17 protein-coding genes are annotated in these 16,523 nt (G+C 53.5%); 9 read left to right on the plus strand and 8 right to left on the minus strand.

Translation table 11 applies throughout. From position 1 onward, the window contains the following. Positions 1-4: 4 nt before the first annotated feature. Together kdpB and kdpA are read right to left on the minus strand one after the other, a co-directional pair. Complete coding sequence (gene kdpB / locus NTX59_08700) at positions 5-2,095, minus strand: potassium-transporting ATPase subunit KdpB (GenBank protein MCX5785757.1); 2,091 nt, start codon at positions 2,093-2,095, stop codon at positions 5-7. Positions 2,096-2,105: 10 nt separating this feature from the next. Beyond that, positions 2,106-3,803: a potassium-transporting ATPase subunit KdpA gene (gene kdpA, locus NTX59_08705; GenBank protein MCX5785758.1), complete on the minus strand. Its 1,698-nt coding sequence runs from the start codon at positions 3,801-3,803 to the stop codon at positions 2,106-2,108. Positions 3,804-4,275: 472 nt separating this feature from the next. Between kdpA and NTX59_08710 the strand changes: the two genes are divergently transcribed. From NTX59_08710 to NTX59_08720, 3 genes are all read left to right on the plus strand, one after another. Continuing rightward, a complete protein-coding gene (locus tag NTX59_08710) occupies positions 4,276-5,316 on the plus strand; it encodes a C1 family peptidase (protein ID MCX5785759.1) in 1,041 nt (346 codons plus the stop codon). 150 nt (positions 5,317-5,466) lie between these two features. Further along, complete coding sequence (locus NTX59_08715) at positions 5,467-6,480, plus strand: C1 family peptidase (GenBank protein ID MCX5785760.1); 1,014 nt, start codon at positions 5,467-5,469, stop codon at positions 6,478-6,480. Positions 6,481-6,819: 339 nt separating this feature from the next. Next, positions 6,820-7,857: a trypsin-like peptidase domain-containing protein gene (locus NTX59_08720; GenBank protein MCX5785761.1), complete on the plus strand. Its 1,038-nt coding sequence runs from the start codon at positions 6,820-6,822 to the stop codon at positions 7,855-7,857. A 77-nt stretch (positions 7,858-7,934) separates the two neighbouring features. Here the strand turns inward: NTX59_08720 and NTX59_08725 are convergent, their stop codons facing one another. Further along, on the minus strand, positions 7,935-8,555 hold the full coding sequence (locus NTX59_08725) for a nitroreductase family protein (GenBank protein MCX5785762.1): 621 nt from the start codon (positions 8,553-8,555) through the stop codon (positions 7,935-7,937). A gap of 332 nt (positions 8,556-8,887) precedes the next feature. Between NTX59_08725 and NTX59_08730 the strand changes: the two genes are divergently transcribed. From NTX59_08730 to NTX59_08750, 5 genes are all read left to right on the plus strand, one after another. Then, positions 8,888-9,568 carry a hypothetical protein gene (locus NTX59_08730; GenBank protein MCX5785763.1) on the plus strand — a complete coding sequence of 227 codons (681 nt, stop codon included), beginning with the start codon at positions 8,888-8,890 and terminating at the stop codon, positions 9,566-9,568. Positions 9,569-9,580: 12 nt separating this feature from the next. Next, positions 9,581-9,802 (plus strand): DUF2007 domain-containing protein, encoded by a 222-nt coding sequence (locus NTX59_08735; protein ID MCX5785764.1) that lies wholly within the window; start codon positions 9,581-9,583, stop codon positions 9,800-9,802. An 81-nt stretch (positions 9,803-9,883) separates the two neighbouring features. Next, complete coding sequence (locus NTX59_08740; GenBank protein ID MCX5785765.1) at positions 9,884-10,699, plus strand: hypothetical protein; 816 nt, start codon at positions 9,884-9,886, stop codon at positions 10,697-10,699. After that, positions 10,696-11,232 (plus strand): hypothetical protein, encoded by a 537-nt coding sequence (locus NTX59_08745; protein ID MCX5785766.1) that lies wholly within the window; start codon positions 10,696-10,698, stop codon positions 11,230-11,232. The genes NTX59_08740 and NTX59_08745 overlap by 4 nt, the downstream gene beginning before the upstream one ends. Before the next feature lie 115 nt (positions 11,233-11,347). Next, positions 11,348-11,881 (plus strand): flavin reductase family protein, encoded by a 534-nt coding sequence (locus NTX59_08750; protein MCX5785767.1) that lies wholly within the window; start codon positions 11,348-11,350, stop codon positions 11,879-11,881. A gap of 5 nt (positions 11,882-11,886) precedes the next feature. Here NTX59_08750 and NTX59_08755 read toward each other — a convergent pair whose 3' ends face one another. The 5 genes from NTX59_08755 to NTX59_08775 are packed head-to-tail and all read right to left on the minus strand — an operon-like array spanning position 11,887 to position 15,808. Continuing rightward, positions 11,887-12,561, minus strand: a complete 675-nt coding sequence (locus NTX59_08755; protein MCX5785768.1) for an ABC transporter ATP-binding protein — start codon at positions 12,559-12,561, stop codon at positions 11,887-11,889. Beyond that, complete coding sequence (locus tag NTX59_08760) at positions 12,558-13,748, minus strand: ABC transporter permease (GenBank protein ID MCX5785769.1); 1,191 nt, start codon at positions 13,746-13,748, stop codon at positions 12,558-12,560. Before NTX59_08760 ends, NTX59_08755 begins: the two co-directional genes overlap by 4 nt. Next, positions 13,745-14,377 (minus strand): hypothetical protein, encoded by a 633-nt coding sequence (locus NTX59_08765; protein ID MCX5785770.1) that lies wholly within the window; start codon positions 14,375-14,377, stop codon positions 13,745-13,747. The genes NTX59_08760 and NTX59_08765 overlap by 4 nt, the downstream gene beginning before the upstream one ends. Before the next feature lie 20 nt (positions 14,378-14,397). Further along, entirely contained in the window at positions 14,398-15,306 is a 909-nt protein-coding gene (locus tag NTX59_08770; GenBank protein ID MCX5785771.1) for a hypothetical protein, read from the minus strand. Between the two features lie 55 nt (positions 15,307-15,361). After that, entirely contained in the window at positions 15,362-15,808 is a 447-nt protein-coding gene (locus tag NTX59_08775; GenBank protein ID MCX5785772.1) for a hypothetical protein, read from the minus strand. A gap of 263 nt (positions 15,809-16,071) precedes the next feature. On the opposite strand from NTX59_08775, the gene NTX59_08780 reads away from it, so the two are divergent. Then, the gene (locus tag NTX59_08780) at positions 16,072-16,398 is read left to right on the plus strand and encodes a PilZ domain-containing protein (GenBank protein MCX5785773.1); all 327 of its coding nucleotides are present in this window, start codon (positions 16,072-16,074) and stop codon (positions 16,396-16,398) included. Positions 16,399-16,523: the final 125 nt, after the last annotated feature.

The following is a 16,523-nucleotide window of genomic DNA, read 5'->3' on the forward strand; positions in this document are numbered from 1 at the left end:
TCAATCACACCAACCTTACCGCAGTTATCAGCATGTCTATCAGCTTTATGCCGATGAACGGCGCGACTATGCCTCCCGCGCCGTAAATGAGAATGTTGCGCCGCAGCACCGCGCCCGCGCTTTCCGGGCGGTAAGCCACACCCCTGAGCGCAAGCGGTATCAGCAGCACTATGATGATAGCGTTGAAGATAACAGCGCTCAAGATAGCGCTCTGGGGCGAATGCAGCCCCATTATATTCAGCGCTGAAAGCGCCCCGCCGTGCTTTGCGGTCATATAAAGCGTGGCGAACAATGCCGGGATGATGGCGAAGTACTTGGCCACGTCGTTGGCGATGCTGAAGGTGGTCCGGGCTCCCCGGGTCATCAGCAGCTGCTTGCCTATTTCCACTATTTCTATGAGTTTGGTGGGATTACTCTCCAAATCAACCATGTTGCCGGCTTCACGCGCTGCCTGCGTGCCGGTGTTCATGGTCACTCCCACGTCAGCCTGGGCGAGCGCAGGCGCGTCATTCGTGCCGTCGCCGGTCATGGCCACAAGATGGCCCATCTCCTGCTCCCGCCGTATCCTTGCCAGCTTGGATTCAGGCGTGGCCTGTGAGATAAAATCGTCCACCCCGGCCTCAGCGGCTATGGCGGCGGCGGTGAGCGGATTGTCGCCGGTTATCATCACCGTCCGTATGCCCATTTTGCGCAGTTCCGCGAAGCGCTCTTTTATGCCGCCTTTGACCATGTCTTTGAGATGTATAAGGCCGATAATTTTGCCGTTCTCGGCCACGCCCAGCGGAGTGCCGCCGCTTCTGGATATCTCTTTATGGGCGGCTTCCAGTCCCGCCGGAAATTCCAATCCCGCCTCGTCCGCCTGTTCTCTGATGGCGTCCACGGCGCCTTTTCTTATGGAGCGGACCACTTTTCCGTCGGGGCCTTTCATGTCTATGCCGCTCATCTGGGTGGCCGCCGAAAAAGGCACGAACGACGCTTCCGCCGGATGCAGCTCGCGGGCGCGCAGTTCAAAGCGTTTCTTGGCCAGCACAACTATGGACCTGCCCTCAGGAGTTTCGTCGGACAGCGAGGCCAGTTGGGAGGCCTCGGCCAGAATTTCTTCGGATATCCCCGGCGCCGGAATAAAAGCCGTGGCCATACGGTTGCCCAAAGTGATAGTGCCGGTCTTGTCCAAAAGCAGCACGCCTATGTCTCCCGCGGCTTCCACCGCGCGGCCGCTTTTGGCTATAACGTTGCGCCTTATAAGGCGGTCCATGCCCGCTATACCTATGGCGCTCAGAAGCCCGCCTATCGTGGTGGGTATCAGGCAGACCAGAAGCGACACAAGCACGGGGACCGTTATCAGTTTTCCAAGGTCCTGCCCCGCGGAAACGGCGGTGTAATCCGAGAAGAGCTTCAGCGTTGAGACGGCGAGCAGGAATATCAGCGTAAGTCCCGCAAGGACCATGACCAAAGCGATCTCGTTAGGCGTTTTCTGGCGTTTGGCTCCTTCTATCAGGGCTATCATGCGGTCTATGAAACTTTTGCCCGGTTCCGCGGTAACGCGTATCACCAGCTTGTCGCTGATAACCCGGGTGCCGCCCGTCACCGCGCTCCTGTCACCCCCGCTTTCCCTTATCACCGGCGCCGACTCCCCGGTTATGGCCGATTCGTCCACGCTGGCTATTCCTTTCACCACTTCTCCGTCCGCCGGTATTATGTCCCCGGCCTCGCAGACCACCATGTCGCCTTTAGTCACCTCTGAGGACGGCACTTTTCTTTCTTTGCCGTTCTCAAGCAGCCGCGCCATTACCTCTACCCGCGATTTTCTAAGGCTTTCAGCCTGGGCCTTACCTCGGCTTTCAGCCAGCGCTTCCGCGAAATTGGCGAAAAGCACAGTGAACCAGAGCCAGAGGCTTATCTGGAATTCAAAAAGCGGGAAGGGGCCGGAAGAGAGCGACTGGGCCATGGCCGCCGTGGTAAGAACCGCTCCGGTGAGCGTGACGAACATCACGGGGTTGCGCGCCTGAATGCGGGGGTCCAGTTTTTTAAAAGCTGCCACTGCGCTCTCCAGTATCAGTTTTTTGTCAAATGCGGGTTTTTTATCTGCGGCCATATAACGTCTCCTAGAAATTAAAGATGCCGTTTACCATCAGCATATGTTCAAGAACCGGCCCCAGCACCAGCGCCGGGACGAAAGTGAGCACGCCAACTATTATTATCACGCCGGTCAGCAGAAGCGCGAACAGGAAGCCGCCAGTGGAAAAAGTGCCGGCCGAGGGCGGGGCGGACTTCTTGCCCGCCAGAGAGCCCGCTATGGCAAGCGCCGGAAGCAGGCAGATAAAGCGCCCGGCAAGCATATTGAAGGCGAGAGTCAGATTATAAAAGTGCGTGTTGGCGTTCAAGCCCGCGAAAGCGCTGCCGTTATTGGCGGCCGCGGAGGTGTAGGCGTAAAGCATTTCGCTGAAGCCGTGCGGGCCTTTAGCCGAAAGGGAGGCGAGCCCGGCCGGAAGGACGCAGGCCGCCGCCGTACCTATAAGCATCAGCGCGCCGGGCCCGAGCATCCCTATCATGGCCATCTGCACCTCGCGCTTTTCTATCTTTTTCCCCAGGTATTCGGGCGTTCTGCCCACCATAAGCCCGGCCAGGAAAACCGTCATAAGCACAAAGAAAAGCATGCCGTACATCCCGGAGCCGACCCCGCCGAAAATTATCTCGCCCAGATGCATATTGAACATCGCCATTCCGCCGGCAAGCGGCGAGAGGCTTGAGTGCATGGCGTTGACGGAGCCGTTGGAAGCGACCGTGGTGGCCGTGGCCCAGAGCAAACTGTTAGTCACTCCGAAGCGCGTCTCTTTTCCTTCCATTAGCGGCCTGCCGTTAAACAGACGCACGGACGCATCATGCTCTGAATAGAGCGAAACACCGAGACCGCCTGCCCATATGGCTAACATTACGGCATACAGTACCCAGGCGTGCTTTTTGTCCTTTATCATGATCCCGTAAGTGTAGACCAGCGCGGCCGGGATCAGAAGTATGGCGAATGCCTCCAGAAAGTTGGAAAGGGGTGTGGGATTTTCAAAAGGGTGTGCGCTGTTGGCGTTGAAAAATCCGCCGCCGTTGGTTCCTAGTTGTTTTATGGCTATCTGCGAAGCCGCCGGTCCCATCGGTATCCCCTGTTTCGCACCTTCGAGCGTGGTTACCGTGCGGGTGGCCGAGAAATTCTGGACTACTCCCTGGCTGACAAGGACAAAAGCCAGAACCAGCGAGAGCGGCAAAAGCACATAAATAATGCAGCGGACCAGGTCGGCCCAGAAGTTGCCTATCAAGTCGGTGGTCTTTCTGGAGATCCCGCGCGCGAGAGCGAGGAAGACCCCTATGCCCGCGGCCGCGCTCAAAAAATTCTGGACGGCCAGGCCCAGCATCTGGGTGAAAAAGCTCATAGTCGTTTCGCCGGCGTACCCCTGCCAGTTGGTGTTGGTCATAAAACTGACAGCGGTATTCAGGGCGCTAGTCCATTCCACACTGCCTAAATGGTCGGGATTGAGCGGCAGGTAAGCCTGTAAGACCTGCATGAGGAATACTGCGGCAAGGCTGAGAGCGCTGAAAATGATTACCGCCTTGGAGTATTCCAGCCAGTTCATTTCTTTGGCAGGATCAACGCCGCCCAGCTTACAGATCAGCTTTTCCAGCGGGGACAGGATAGGCGAAAGTATGGTTCTTTCCCCCGCGAATACCCGGGCCATGTAAACCCCGAGCGGCGGAGTAAGTAGTATCAAAAGACCGGTATATACCGCTATCTGTATAATGTCAAACATGTTCATAAAATACCTCTGTCATTTACGTTTCCCTAATTAGTAAAAACACTATGACAAGCACTATTAATGTCCCAATAGATTCCATGATTTTTTCCTTTTTAGAATTTATCGGGATGGAGTATCGCGTAAACAAGATAGACCATCAATAAAAAAGAAACTGTTCCGGCAATAGTAAAATTCATAATTTCAAACCTCGCTATAAAACTTAATTCCTCTACTTATAGTCTACACCGCCTTCGGATTATTTCAAGTAAATAGATACGCCAAATGCGTAAAAAAAGCGTAAATTTCCGCGCATTTATCATTATTAGTCTGCGGAATGCAACCCGTTAGACCGCTAGCGTCCAGATTACATCCTGGATTCAAAGCAGCCCACTCCCCCCTGAGAGTATAGGACTTGAGGCCTATTGTCATATAGGTCTTATGCCCTTTGATAAATATCAAGTTATGCATAAAAATATCTAAATGCGGTTTATATATGAAAATAAATTTTCTTTTAACGGCACTGGCTGTAGTGGCTTTCGGCTCCGGCGCGGGAGCGCAGGATGTTTCTTTTGACTCGCTCTATAATGGCATGGCCATTAAAGCCGCCCCGGTGACCGAACCTGCGGCAGCTCCCGCGGCGACACTTAAGACTTCAACTGCCGTTCCGGTCAAACCCGAAAAGGCAAATCCGGAATTCTCTTATGAAAAGCTTATAACCGCCCCGGTGTGGAAATTTACCCGCCCCGACCCCGCCAGTGTGGATTTAAGAGACGGATTTTCCGCCGCCAAACATCAGGGCAGCCGTAATGTGTGCAATGTGTTCGCGGCGCTCGGCCTCGCTGAATACCTTGTGTGGAAAAACGAAGGCGCTAAGCCGGATTTTTCCGAAGAATTCCTTTATTACAACGCAAAGCTGAATTTTACCGGCAAACCGGAATTGGAGGCTTACAAAAAAGAACCGGGGCTTGCGGGTTATGTGGCGGTTGACGCTTTACGCGGCGGGGTGGTGGCGGAAAACGAATGGCCTTTCAAAGCTTCGCTGCCAGCGCACGATCCTGTCCCGCCCCTGACGGATCCCGACGTCGGCACGCCTCCCAGGGGAATTGAAGGAAAAATACTGGACTACCGGTTTTCGCCGCTGGCCGTGCGCCGAACGGAAATAAAGGAGTTTATAATTAAGGAACAACGGCCGGTGGTAATGAATCTGATGATTTATATGGAAAACATAGATAATGCTTCCGGCCGCATAAGCGACCCTTCCGGCGACCAGCGCGCGAAGTGTTTTGCTTCCGGCGATAATTGCGGCGGACACGTGGTGCTTTTAACCGGTTACGACCAGGACGCAAAAGAATTTATTTTCCGCAATTCGTGGGGCGCTAAATGGGGCGAGGGGGGGTTCGGCAGAATTTCAGAAAAATACCTGATGGAAAACTGCGAGGGCTGCCATTATCTGGATAAACTTGACTCTATGAGCGCCGCCTCGCGTTCCATGGAAGTGAACAGCGCCTACGGCTGGTCGGCGTCGCTGAAATAATTAAGCGGTTATCAGCCCCCCAAATCACGACTTGACATTTATCATGGGCCCTTGGGCCTATATTGGCATGGGCCCTTTGGCCTTGCGTATGATAGGTCTTTGGTCTTATACTCTGTGGGTAGTTGATTTACATCAATACGGAGGATATGAATGAAAAACAACAGGAAAAGTTTCGTTTCCGGGTTCGCGGCCTTTCTGTTGCTGCTGGCCGGCACCGCGCCGTCCTTCAGCCAGGAGAAGCTTTCCGGGAATCTGAAAGAGCAGCTAAACACTATCCAGACTCTCATCGACCAAAAAGGCGGTAAATGGGTAGCCGGGGAAACCTCCCTTTCCAATCTGTCAATGGATGAATGGATGATGCGCGTCGGTCTGAATTTCAAATCGCTCAACGCCCCGCCTCTCCCCGCTTTAGACGAGTCAAAGGTTCCCGCGAGCCTGGATTGGCGGGACAACAACGGCAATTATGTGACCCCTATCCGAAACCAGAAGAAATGCGGTTCTTGCTGGGCGTTCTCTCTTACGGGGGGACTGGAATCCTACGTGCTGGTGACCCAGAATCAACCCGGCAAGAATTTGGACCTTTCCGAACAGATAATGGTCTCCTGCAGCGGCGTGGGGTCATGCAACGGCGGCACTCTGGATGCCGATTATCTGCAAAGCACCGGCCTGCCTCTTGAAACCGTCTATCCCTATACCGCCACCGACGGAACCTGCTCCTCCGCCGCGCCCGGCTGGGAGAGCGCGACCTACAAGATCGGGGCCTGGGGTTCCGTCGCCAAGAAACTCGCCACCGTTAAGGCGGCCCTGGTTAAATACGGGCCTTTGCCTACCGCCTTTATGGTATACGAGGACTTTATGCATTATAAGTCGGGGATATACTCTTATACAACCGGCAAAAAATTAGGCGGGCATGCCGTCCTGCTGGTGGGGTATAACGACGCCGAGCAGTATTTCATCGTGAAAAACAGCTGGGATACCGGCTGGGGGGAAAACGGCTTCTTTAAGATCGCCTATTCCGAGATGAATACTGTCGTTAACTTCGGTTTGAGCACCATCGCCTATCAAACCAAGAGCGCGAAAGACCCCGCCGCCAGCTTCAGCGAAGACACGGCCTGGAAGCGGGCTGCTCCCCTGTTTGCGCCCCTGCTTCAGTGGCAGCAATAAGATAGTCCCGCACCACCTTAAAACGGCGTCCGCCTGCGGCGGACGCCGTTTTTGTTTCAGTTCAAGCAGAGCAAGCTCTGTCACTTAACCCGATGAGGAAAAAACCATATCAAGCGTAAAAATTATTTTTTATTCTCAGTCTCCATCCCTGCCCAAAAATTCAACTTAATTCCAGTTAATGTCAAGTCCACGCTTGCCCGAAAGGCCTATTCCGGCATAGGTCCTTTGACCCAAGTCCATATAGGTCTACTGGCTATTGACTATAATCAAGTTGTACTGTATAACATTATGGAAGTTGGCCGCTTTAAGATCAACGATTGAACACCGGACGGAGGAGTTATGAAAGGCGCGCTGAAAGCAATTTTGGGCTTAACGATTTTAACCTCGGCATTACCGCTTATGTCGTTTGCGGAAGACGGCAGCAGCAAGAGCATTTACGGAGAAGACAACAGGGTCGATTTTTTCTCCGCCTCAGCCGATATGCAGAAACTCTCCGATTCCGTGGTCTCTTTCTGGGACGCGAAAAAAGCGGTACTTGACGCAGCCTCAAAAACTTACACGCTTACAACCGAAAATTACGGCGACAAACTCAACCTCTGTCCCGAAGAAAAATTCCGCGACCAGACCATAGGCGCTTTCTGCTCCGGCTCGCTTGTGGGCGCGGACCTGGTAATTACCGCCGGGCACTGCATAACCGATCAGACCAAATGCAACAACACCAAACTGGTTTTCGGCTATGCCGTTAAAGAGGAGGGCGGACAGGCTCCCGCCAAAATAGCGGAAGGGGAAGTTTACAGTTGCAAGAAAATAGTGAAAAGATTCCAAGGTGCTGAACCCGCGGCCGGTTCCTCCGCCTCCGCCGGCGGACTCGGCCCCGACTACGCTCTTATCCAGCTTGACCGCAAGGTAAAAGGCCACACGCCGCTGACCGTCAACCGCAAACAAAACCTTAAAAAAGGGGACGGCATTTTTGTAATAGGCCACCCGGTAGGCCTGCCGCTCAAGATCAGCGACGGCGCGACTGTGCGCGACGCGGCGCCGGCCGGATATTTCGTAACCGACCTTGACACTTTCGGGGGTAATTCCGGCTCGCCGGTTTTTAACGCTAAGACCAAAGCGGTAGAGGGAATACTGGTGCGGGGGGACGAAGATTTCGTGCAGAGCCCGGCTGGCTGCACCACCATGGCGAAATACGACCAGAACGGCGGACGCGGCGAGGATGTTACTAAGATCTCGGAACTTCAGGCCTCCATTCCCAAACTTGCGTCTGAGAAAAAAGCCGCTGCCGTGGTGCAAGCCAACACCATTAAGGCCGTGGAAATAGGAGATATAGGAGCCCTGCGGGGCCTTGACGCCGAAGACATAAGCTTTAAGTAAAAAAACAGATCGGGCTAAGAGACAGCCCCGCCCCTCTTGAAACCGGGGGCGGGGCGCTTTTTTAGCCGCTTTTTTTCTCAGACAAATTGCACGAAGTCGTCAAGCCTGCGCCTGAACGCCCTGGGCAGAAGTTTCGTCCCGGGCTTCAGGTAGCCCACGCCGATAAGCAACGGCACTATCTTGTCCTCGCCTATGGAGAACGCCTTTTTCACGCCGGCCTCATCAAAGCCGTCCATAGGGTGGGTTTCAAGCCCAAGGCCGCGCGCGGCAAGCATAACGCTCATGGCGAAAAACGCCGTATTCTTCACCGCGAACAGCTTGCGTTTAAGACTTTCCGGCGTTCCATATGCGCCCGTTACCTTTTTATAACCTTCCGCCATCTCAGGCTTTAAATAACCCAGCTCCACAAAACTTTTAATGACCATTTCCTGGTTTCCCTCAACTGCCATGGGGTCGGCTATCACTATAAGCACGGCGGAGGCTTCCTCAACTTTGGGCTGGTTGAAGGCAAGGCCCCTCAGCATTTTTTTCTTTTCGGGGGACCGTACCGCGATAACCCTCCAGGGCTGAAGGTTTACCGAGGACGGCGACAGGTTCGCGAGCTCAAGCAATTCCCTGAGCTTGGCGTCGTCAAGGCCGCGCGCGGGGTCAAAAAAATTTATTGAACGCCTTCCTTTTACCGCTTCTAAAATCTCCATAATATACCTCCCTTTCGCTGGTCTGAAAATTTTAGCATAAAACATAAACTCCGCTTGCTCATCTGCGCCGTATTGACGCAAAACCGGGAAAGATGCCGCGATGCCGAATTATTACAACCAATAACCTCGTCCGGGGCCAACTCCGCCCGCGCAACAAAACCGCCCGACATTTTTTCTTCCGCTGTGTTCAACTTGGGCAAGTCCAAAAGCGGCCTGTGAGTAGGTCCAAAGGCCTTTGAATAATTCCGGGGAAGAACATACAATATCGTATGGGCGGCCATACTTGGCGGCCGCCGTTTGTAAGTATCACAGGACACCGCAACGGATACACCATGAAAAAAACAATTCAGACGTGGCTTGTAAGTTTTTTAATTCTGCTCGTCCCAGCGCTCGCTCCGGCCAAAGACAGCGGCCAAAATACAATCTTTAAATGCAAAATTTCCGAACTTCACCCGACACAGCTCGCCGTCGGCCTGCTGGAGGTAAAAGACAAAAAACACGACCTTAACAAGCTGAGCGGGCATGATCTGAAAAAATTTGAGGAAGAAAACCCCGAACCGACGGTGAAAGGTCCGAACGGCAGGCTTTATATTATCGATCATCACCACCTGGCCCTTGCGCTTTATGACATAGGGGAGAATAACACCTACTGCTCGCTTGAGGCCGACTACTCCAAATTGACCGTGAATGAATTTTGGGCCAGAATGAACCGGCAAAAATGGGTTTACCCTTATGATGAGAACGGCAGCGGGCCCCTTCCGTACTCCGCCCTGCCCTCAACGGTGGCCGCGTTAAAAGACGACCCGTACAGAAGCCTCGCAAGCGCGGTGCGGCACGCGGGCGGCTACAATAAAACCCCGGAACCGTTCGCGGAATTCCGGTGGGCTGATTTTTTCCGCCGCCGGATCGCTAAACATGACTTATCGGATAATTTTGACGATTCCGTAAAGAAAGGCGTTCATCTGGCGCATTCCGAAGAAGCCGTCGGCCTCCCCGGATATCAAAAACAATAAAGGGAAATACCTATGCCGGAAAAAGAATTTGCGGAAGTTTTTGTATCGCAGGATGGCGGAGAAGCGCGCCTGGTGCTTGAGATACTTAAATCCAGCGGACTTGACGCCGTGATGTTCGACTATTATGCAAGCGGCTCAGTGGGGGGGTTCGGACCGGCCATCCCGGCCAGGGTAGTAGTGCCCGCCGACCAGGAAAAAACCGCTCTTGAAGTAATAGCCGCCATGCAGAAATAACCTGCTGCCCTGGAACCGTTTCCCTGAAAATAATAAGCGTCGGCAGGCATTGTCGCACTATCCGTGGAAAAGCTATATAATATGCACATGAAGGTAAAATATGCGGTTTTTACGGCGCTGTTGTGCTGCCTGGCGGCGGGCACGCAAGTAGCCGCCGAACAGCCAACCACCGACGCTGTGGCCGTTTCCACGCAGCCGGCTGTGGAATCCGCCGGCACGGACCGGGACCCGCCCCTGATGGAAAAAGTGCGCGCCCTTAAGGAGCAAATGCGCAAGGAGTTCCGCAAAAAACGCGTTTCCACTCCCGAAGAAGCGCGTCTGTTCAGGACAAAAGCCGTAACCCTCTCCATAGAATACCACAACATGCTGCACAGGAAGTCTAAAATCCCGCTCATCGGCGCCCAGGACTTTGAAATTCACGAGCTCATTTACGCACATCCACGGATCGCCGCCCACATTTTTGCCTGCGAACTGGAAATATATAAGTCCACCGACGCATACGACCACAAGGCACAGGCCGAATCCATCTACGGCGACAGAGTTAAGGCCGAGGCCGACTGGACAGCCGCTATAGAGATGGCCCCGGAAACCGAACTGTTGCGCCATCGGGGATATCTGTATTTCACCCAGTACAAATATGACCAGGCCATAGCGGATTTTACCCGCGCGATAAAAGCCGGGGGAGTCGCTCCCCTCTACCATTCGCGGGCCATGGCTTATTACCGCAAGGACGACTATTCCGGCGCGGCCGACGACCTGGAACAATTTTTTAAGCTGAATACCGACAACGAGTATTCCAAATCCGTGTCCGGCTCCCGCATCTGCTCCGGCCTGCGCAAGCACGGCTTCGCCGTTGAAGGCTGCGCCGCGCCGGAAAACGGGGGGAAAAAGAAATGAGAAAGCTTTTTTTCGCCTGTTCGCTTGCGGTTTCGGCGGCCGCGCCGGCATTAGCCGACCAGGGGTGTATCGAGGTATCAACTACGACAGTGACTACTACGGTCTGCACCCAGTTCGATTGCATACAGCAGATGAACGGATCCTGTATGATGTGGTCCTGCAACAAAACGCAGACCAGCCGATATCTGGACACTAATTCCAGCGGTTGTTCCAGAATAGCCAACTGCGGCAGAAAAGCGGTCTTTACAGCGGGCGTGCCGGCCGAACCCGACACCGATTCCACCGAAGTTTGCGACTGGTATCCCTGCGTACAGGCCGACCCAGTTACCCAGGCCTGCCTGAGCTATATGTGCGTTTCAAAACGTATTTTTGAGACCGTCCACACCACCTATCCCGACGCGCGCTGCATTCCCGTCTCCGTGCGCGGGCTTCTGCCTCCCTCCTCAGAGAAAAAGCCGGATCCGTGGCGGCAGACAAAGATACAGCCTGTGCCGGTAATTGACGAGAATAACGCCTCGCCGCACCTTCGATAGTCAAGGAAACCCTAACACTATTTTTTCAATTAAAGAAACTGTATTTTTATTCAAAAACACGTTGGAAATGCGGAGCGGCGCTAACCGCAGGATTCTGCTTATGGAGGCCGAAACAATGAAAAGATCATTCCCGTTATCCAAAGTTTACAGCCTGTTGGAATCAGGGCCTGTTGTTATGGTCACTACCGCGGCCAAAGGGCGCAATAATATAATGACCATGTCCTGGCATACCATGATAGATTTTAATCCGCCGCTGGTGGGCTGTATAATAAGCGATAGGAACTATACTTTTAATATCCTGAAGAAGACCGGGGAATGCGTGATAAGCATCCCGACGCTGGAAATAGCGAAGAAGGCTGTGGCTTGCGGAAATGTTTCCGGCAAAACGATAGATAAATTTAAGGCTTTCGGCCTGACGCCGCGCTCCGCTTCATGCGTAAAAGCTCCGCTTATAGACGAATGCTACGCCAACCTTGAATGCAAAGTGGTGGATGGACGGATGGCCGGTAAATACAACCTTTTTATTCTGGAAGTGCTCAAAGCCTGGATAGATCCTTCACAGAAAAACCCGCGCACTATCCATCACCGTGGCAAGGGATCCTTCATTGTCGCCGGCAAACCGATAAAGATCGCGTCAAAAATGGCGTAAGCCCGTTAAAACACTTTGCCGTCGCGGAGCTCTATCACCCGGTCGGCCGCCTTGGCCAGTTCCAGGTTGTGCGTAACCATCACCACCGTCATCCCCTGCGCGGCAAGTTCCCGCAGAATTTCCTTGATCTCTCCGGTCCGTTTGCTGTCCAGGCTCCCGGTTGGCTCGTCCGCTAAAATCACTTTCGGGGAATTAATAAGCGCCCGCGCAATAGCCACCCGCTGCATCTCGCCGCCCGACAGCTCTCCCGGCAAATGTCCCGTCCTCTTATCAATGCCAAGCAGCTTCATCACATCTTCAGGGGATCTGCCCGCGGCGGAATTATTGTAAAAAGCCGACGGCAGCATAATATTCTCCCGCACCGTAAGCGTCGGAATAAGGTAGAACTTCTGAAAGATATAGCCGAATATTCTGCGCCTTATAAGCGTAAGTTCTTTCTCCGACAATTCTTTCCTGCCCCCAAAAATCTCTTCGCCCCCGACATGCAGAGAACCCGCGGTGGGGTTGTCCAGACAACCCATAATATTAAGCAGCGTGGTCTTGCCGGAGCCGGACGGCCCGATGACAGCCGCCATCTCGCCGGAGCGGGCCTCAAAGCTGACCCCGTCCAAAGCCCGCACTTCCTCGGAACCGCGGCGGTAGATCTTGGTCAGATCTTTCGCCGACATTACAATGCTCATTGCTCCCCCTCTATGCGTATAGCCTCAAGCGGCCGCACCCGCGCCGCCCGCCAGGCGGGATATATCCCGCTTAAAAGCCCGCCTATCACTATAAGCAGAAACGCGAACAGGCAGATGCGCCAGTCAAGCGCTATCAAACTGCCGTTGGGCGCGTAAGGCAGGAAATACCTGACCGCCGATTCGGAGGCGCGCGCCGTCAGGAAAGAAAGCAAAATACCGCCGGCTCCGCCCAACGAACACAACATGGCCGTTTCCGTCCATATCATTTTAAAAATGTCCAGCGGCATGGCTCCCATGCTTTTAATAATGCCTATTTCGGCGTAGCGCTCCATTACGGACATCAGAATTGTATTTATAACTCCGGCCATGGCAATTATGACCGCTATAATGGCTATGCCCATCACTATAACGCGGGCGCTGTTTACAAGGCTCATTATGGTAGTCTTAACCTGCGCCATAGACACCACCTGCACATCCGGCAGGTCATAAAGCTTGTTCTCAAAAGCCGCCATATCCGCGTCCTTTTTTACCTTAATGCCAAGCCCCGTAAGTTTGCCCTGCTTGCCGAAGATCTTCCGCACCGCGTCTATGGGCAGGAAAATGGTGCCGTCGTCCTGGGTGCCTGAACGCTTGAGTATGCCTTTTACTATAAGTTCCTTGTCCACTCCGGGAATAAGCAGTTTGTCGCCCACTTCGCGCTGTTCAAGTTCGGCCGCTTCAAAACCCATAACGGCCTCATAAGCGCTGTTGTCCGTGAACCAGCCGCCCTGCTTAAACTCCAGATAGCCCTTCATGGAAGGAAAAGTGGCCGCGTCCACCCCAAGATACGCCGCTATGGCGCCGTTCTCACCCTTGTTCGGGTCAAAGACGCCCTGCATCAGCATTGGCGTGACTTTCTCCACCTCGGGATTTAAGTAAACGGTTTTCACCACGCTCTCCGGCATATAGCGCAGCCCCGTGCCGCCCTTCAGCATCAGCGTGGCGGCTTCGTAGGGACAGCCCTTGGCCGTCAGCAGCACCTGAAAACCCATGTTGTCTATGTCGCGGTTGAGGCCGTTCTCATAACCGCGGTTGAAACCGAGCAGCGTGGCCAGTACCCAGGCTGATAAAGCTATGCCCCCGGCCGTAAGCGCGGCTCGCGTTTTTTTTCTAAGCAGATTCTTATATGCTACGGAATATATGTTCATTTTTCCCTTTTTGCGAAGACGAACTCGTCCATAAGAATAAGGTTTTTCTTTACCGCCCGCATAACGCTCAAAAAATCTTTCCCGGCTTTGGAGGAAACTTTTATTTTGGATACCGCCGAACTTTCGGAACTTTTGCCGGAAAGGGGGGCGTAATGTTCAAAGTCCTTCAGCGCCAACCCTTCGAACTGCGCTCCAAATTCCTTTGAACGCAGTTCTTTAGCCGCGCGGGAGGTTAACTTTTGTATGTAAAACGCCTTTATCACTCCCCGCGCGTCCAGCGCCAGAAAAACCTGTATGCCGCCGTATTCGCCCTTCTGGTTCACGCCATGTATATAGCCAAGCGTTTCAGTGCCCCTGAAGATATCATAGAGGGTATAGGGCACCTCGATATTTTCATAAAGTCCCCTGAATTTGTCTCCCAGGCGCTCCTCAACGCGGGCAAGCAGTTTGTCGCCGCCGGAAGTCTTCACGGAAAGATAGCGCGTTTTATAGCCGGTGGAAGAAGGAAAAAGGCGTGCCACATCGCGGTCCGGGTCGTTCAGGTCGCACCCCACGGCGGCAAAAGCGCGGGGGGAAAAGAGAAAGAGAAGGGGGAAAAAGAGTATTAAAGTAAAAGTATATTTTTTCATGCTTTTCTCACGACCTTTTTCTATAGGGGCAGATAATAGTAAAGCTGGGTGATTACGCGCTTGTCGCTTATCGCGTCTTCGTATTCAAACATGGCTCTCCAGGTCAGGTCAGGCGTCAGCGCGTAAGAGAAGCCCGAGGCCAGCGTCCAGGACTCCATGTCTTTCATGCCCGAATAAACGCCCTGCGCCTCAAGCCTAAGGCGGTTCTCCTCAAGCAGGTTAAGACCAAGGCGTCCGAGCCCGGCCAGATAAGTCATGCCGCGCTGCCTGCCGCCGCGCAGATCGGCCCGAAGTTCCCAGCGGTCCCAAAACAGTGAAAAATCAGTCCCGACCGCGCTGTAAGTTTTTTCTTCTCCGTCAATCAGGCGGTAACCTATTGTTTCGGGCACACGCCCGATAGATACATATAATCCGCTGGTATAGTTGTCCCGGCTGAGCGCGCCTTTTGCAACCCGTCCTGAAAGCAGATAATTGCCGGTCGTTCTTAAACGCATGCCGCTGCCGGAGGTCATAGAAATTGCCGCGTCACCCCAGTTAAAATCGCGCGAAGCTCCCAAGCCCCAATCCCGGTCAAAACCATAGCCGTACATCGGCAGAGCCTGTAAAAGCGCGGCATGAGTGTCAAAGTAGGATTCAAGCCCGGCCGCCGTCCTGTTATGGCCAACCCAGACATAAGCGCAGGGTGTTTTAAAGCGATAGTAGGCGTTATAAACCTGCGGCGCAAGGCGGTTATGCGCGTCGGGGTCCCAGGCCAGGCGCCCCTGCAGGGCCAGCGTACCGGTGTCGCCTGAGCCGGAAGAAAATTTTCGTATAAGGTCAAAACCCGCCGAAGAGCGCTGCATGGCCTCGTCCGCCGACATGGAATGATAAACGAGGCTTTTTGCCAGTGAGGAATAGCCGCCCACAGCCTGCGCTTCCAGATAAAACAATCCTTCCCCCGCTGCGACAGGAACTGCAAAGGCTAATATAGTTAATAAAAGGCCTTTAAACATTAAACCTGACCTTGCCGGCGTATATTTCCTTGCCGGCCTTTTTTACGCGTATAACCACTTCCCATTCTCCGGGCATTACAACATCCACCGGCAGAAGGTAGTCGCCCTTTTTGCTCAGCAGGAACTTTTTTACCCCTGAGTCGTGGTCCCGCATTGCGGGCATGCCGCACTCGCCGATTATCACATAAGATTTTTCCTGCTTTCCCTCTTTTGAAAAAACCTGCACTTTTATTATGAGCGTACCCAGTACGGGTTTTTTGTCAAATTTCCATGTGAACCAGCCGCCGCCGGGCAAAAGGTTCTTCTTTCCTTGCGGGGCAAGGTCCAGGGGAGCTGCCGGAACAGATTTTTTAGACTGGGAGGCGCGGCCTGAGGCCGCCGGCGTGGGTGAAGGAACGATAAGGATTAAAAATAACGGAACAGTCATCAAAACTTTCATACAGCCTCCTGTCGCGGGTTCCACAGCGGGCGCGAACATATTTTACCGCCGGTTTACAATTATATAATTAATTTTCCAGTCTTCGTACAAAACATAAAGCGCACCGAAAAGCCAGGATATCCGGCAGTTCAGGTGACTATTTTTTATTTGTATAATTTATATATATAGCCGGCTTTTTAAAAAAAGAAGGAATATAAACAAACCGCTATGAAGCCGGCTGGCGGGCAAACCGCCCCTAACGCGACGAGTGAACGGAGATTTCCATGAACGGGAAGGAAAAGCGGCGCGCGGCGCGCATAAAGCATAATACGGTGATCGATATTCTCGACATGGAGGGGGAGGTCGCCGTTTCCAGCCGCCTTATCGATGTTTCCGCTACAGGGGCTTCGTTCTCGATGGGAGACCCTCTTCCGATAGCGGGTAGGTTCGGCGCGCGGCTGAGGTTTATGGACAAGAGCGTGATAGAGGTTAAGGCACATGTGGTGTGGACCAGGAAAGAGAAGAATCTTTTGCGCTACGGCATAAAGTTCGACTCCCTGAGGCAGTTGCGCCCCCCGGAGAACCAGACGGCTTCGGTAATAAAATGGTAATCGCTTTGGGGTTAGGGCCGCAAGACAACAAAGTCACGGACACTTCCGCTGTATTCCTCCCCAAGCCCATCGAGAACGCTTACTTTCAGCGAATTTGAGGGCGTCCAGAGCTTAAAATGCGGGCG

Source organism: Elusimicrobiota bacterium (genome assembly GCA_026388155.1).
GTDB lineage: Bacteria > Elusimicrobiota > Elusimicrobia > Elusimicrobiales > UBA9959 > UBA9634.

Bases quoted from the DNA above. Each gene is read 5' to 3' on its own strand.
- NTX59_08775 (MCX5785772.1), bottom strand. From the start codon at position 15,808: ATGAAAGTTTTGATGACTGTTCCGTTATTTTTAATCCTTATCGTTCCT.
- NTX59_08715 (MCX5785760.1), top strand. From the start codon at position 5,467: ATGAAAAACAACAGGAAAAGTTTCGTTTCCGGGTTCGCGGCCTTTCTG.
- NTX59_08745 (MCX5785766.1), top strand. From the start codon at position 10,696: ATGAGAAAGCTTTTTTTCGCCTGTTCGCTTGCGGTTTCGGCGGCCGCG.
- NTX59_08780 (MCX5785773.1), top strand. From the start codon at position 16,072: ATGAACGGGAAGGAAAAGCGGCGCGCGGCGCGCATAAAGCATAATACG.
- NTX59_08720 (MCX5785761.1), top strand. From the start codon at position 6,820: ATGAAAGGCGCGCTGAAAGCAATTTTGGGCTTAACGATTTTAACCTCG.
- NTX59_08710 (MCX5785759.1), top strand. From the start codon at position 4,276: ATGAAAATAAATTTTCTTTTAACGGCACTGGCTGTAGTGGCTTTCGGC.
- NTX59_08755 (MCX5785768.1), bottom strand. From the start codon at position 12,561: ATGAGCATTGTAATGTCGGCGAAAGATCTGACCAAGATCTACCGCCGC.
- NTX59_08740 (MCX5785765.1), top strand. From the start codon at position 9,884: ATGCACATGAAGGTAAAATATGCGGTTTTTACGGCGCTGTTGTGCTGC.
- kdpA (MCX5785758.1), bottom strand. From the start codon at position 3,803: ATGAACATGTTTGACATTATACAGATAGCGGTATATACCGGTCTTTTG.
- NTX59_08765 (MCX5785770.1), bottom strand. From the start codon at position 14,377: ATGAAAAAATATACTTTTACTTTAATACTCTTTTTCCCCCTTCTCTTT.
- NTX59_08735 (MCX5785764.1), top strand. From the start codon at position 9,581: ATGCCGGAAAAAGAATTTGCGGAAGTTTTTGTATCGCAGGATGGCGGA.
- NTX59_08725 (MCX5785762.1), bottom strand. From the start codon at position 8,555: ATGGAGATTTTAGAAGCGGTAAAAGGAAGGCGTTCAATAAATTTTTTT.
- NTX59_08750 (MCX5785767.1), top strand. From the start codon at position 11,348: ATGAAAAGATCATTCCCGTTATCCAAAGTTTACAGCCTGTTGGAATCA.
- NTX59_08760 (MCX5785769.1), bottom strand. From the start codon at position 13,748: ATGAACATATATTCCGTAGCATATAAGAATCTGCTTAGAAAAAAAACG.
- NTX59_08730 (MCX5785763.1), top strand. From the start codon at position 8,888: ATGAAAAAAACAATTCAGACGTGGCTTGTAAGTTTTTTAATTCTGCTC.
- kdpB (MCX5785757.1), bottom strand. From the start codon at position 2,095: ATGGCCGCAGATAAAAAACCCGCATTTGACAAAAAACTGATACTGGAG.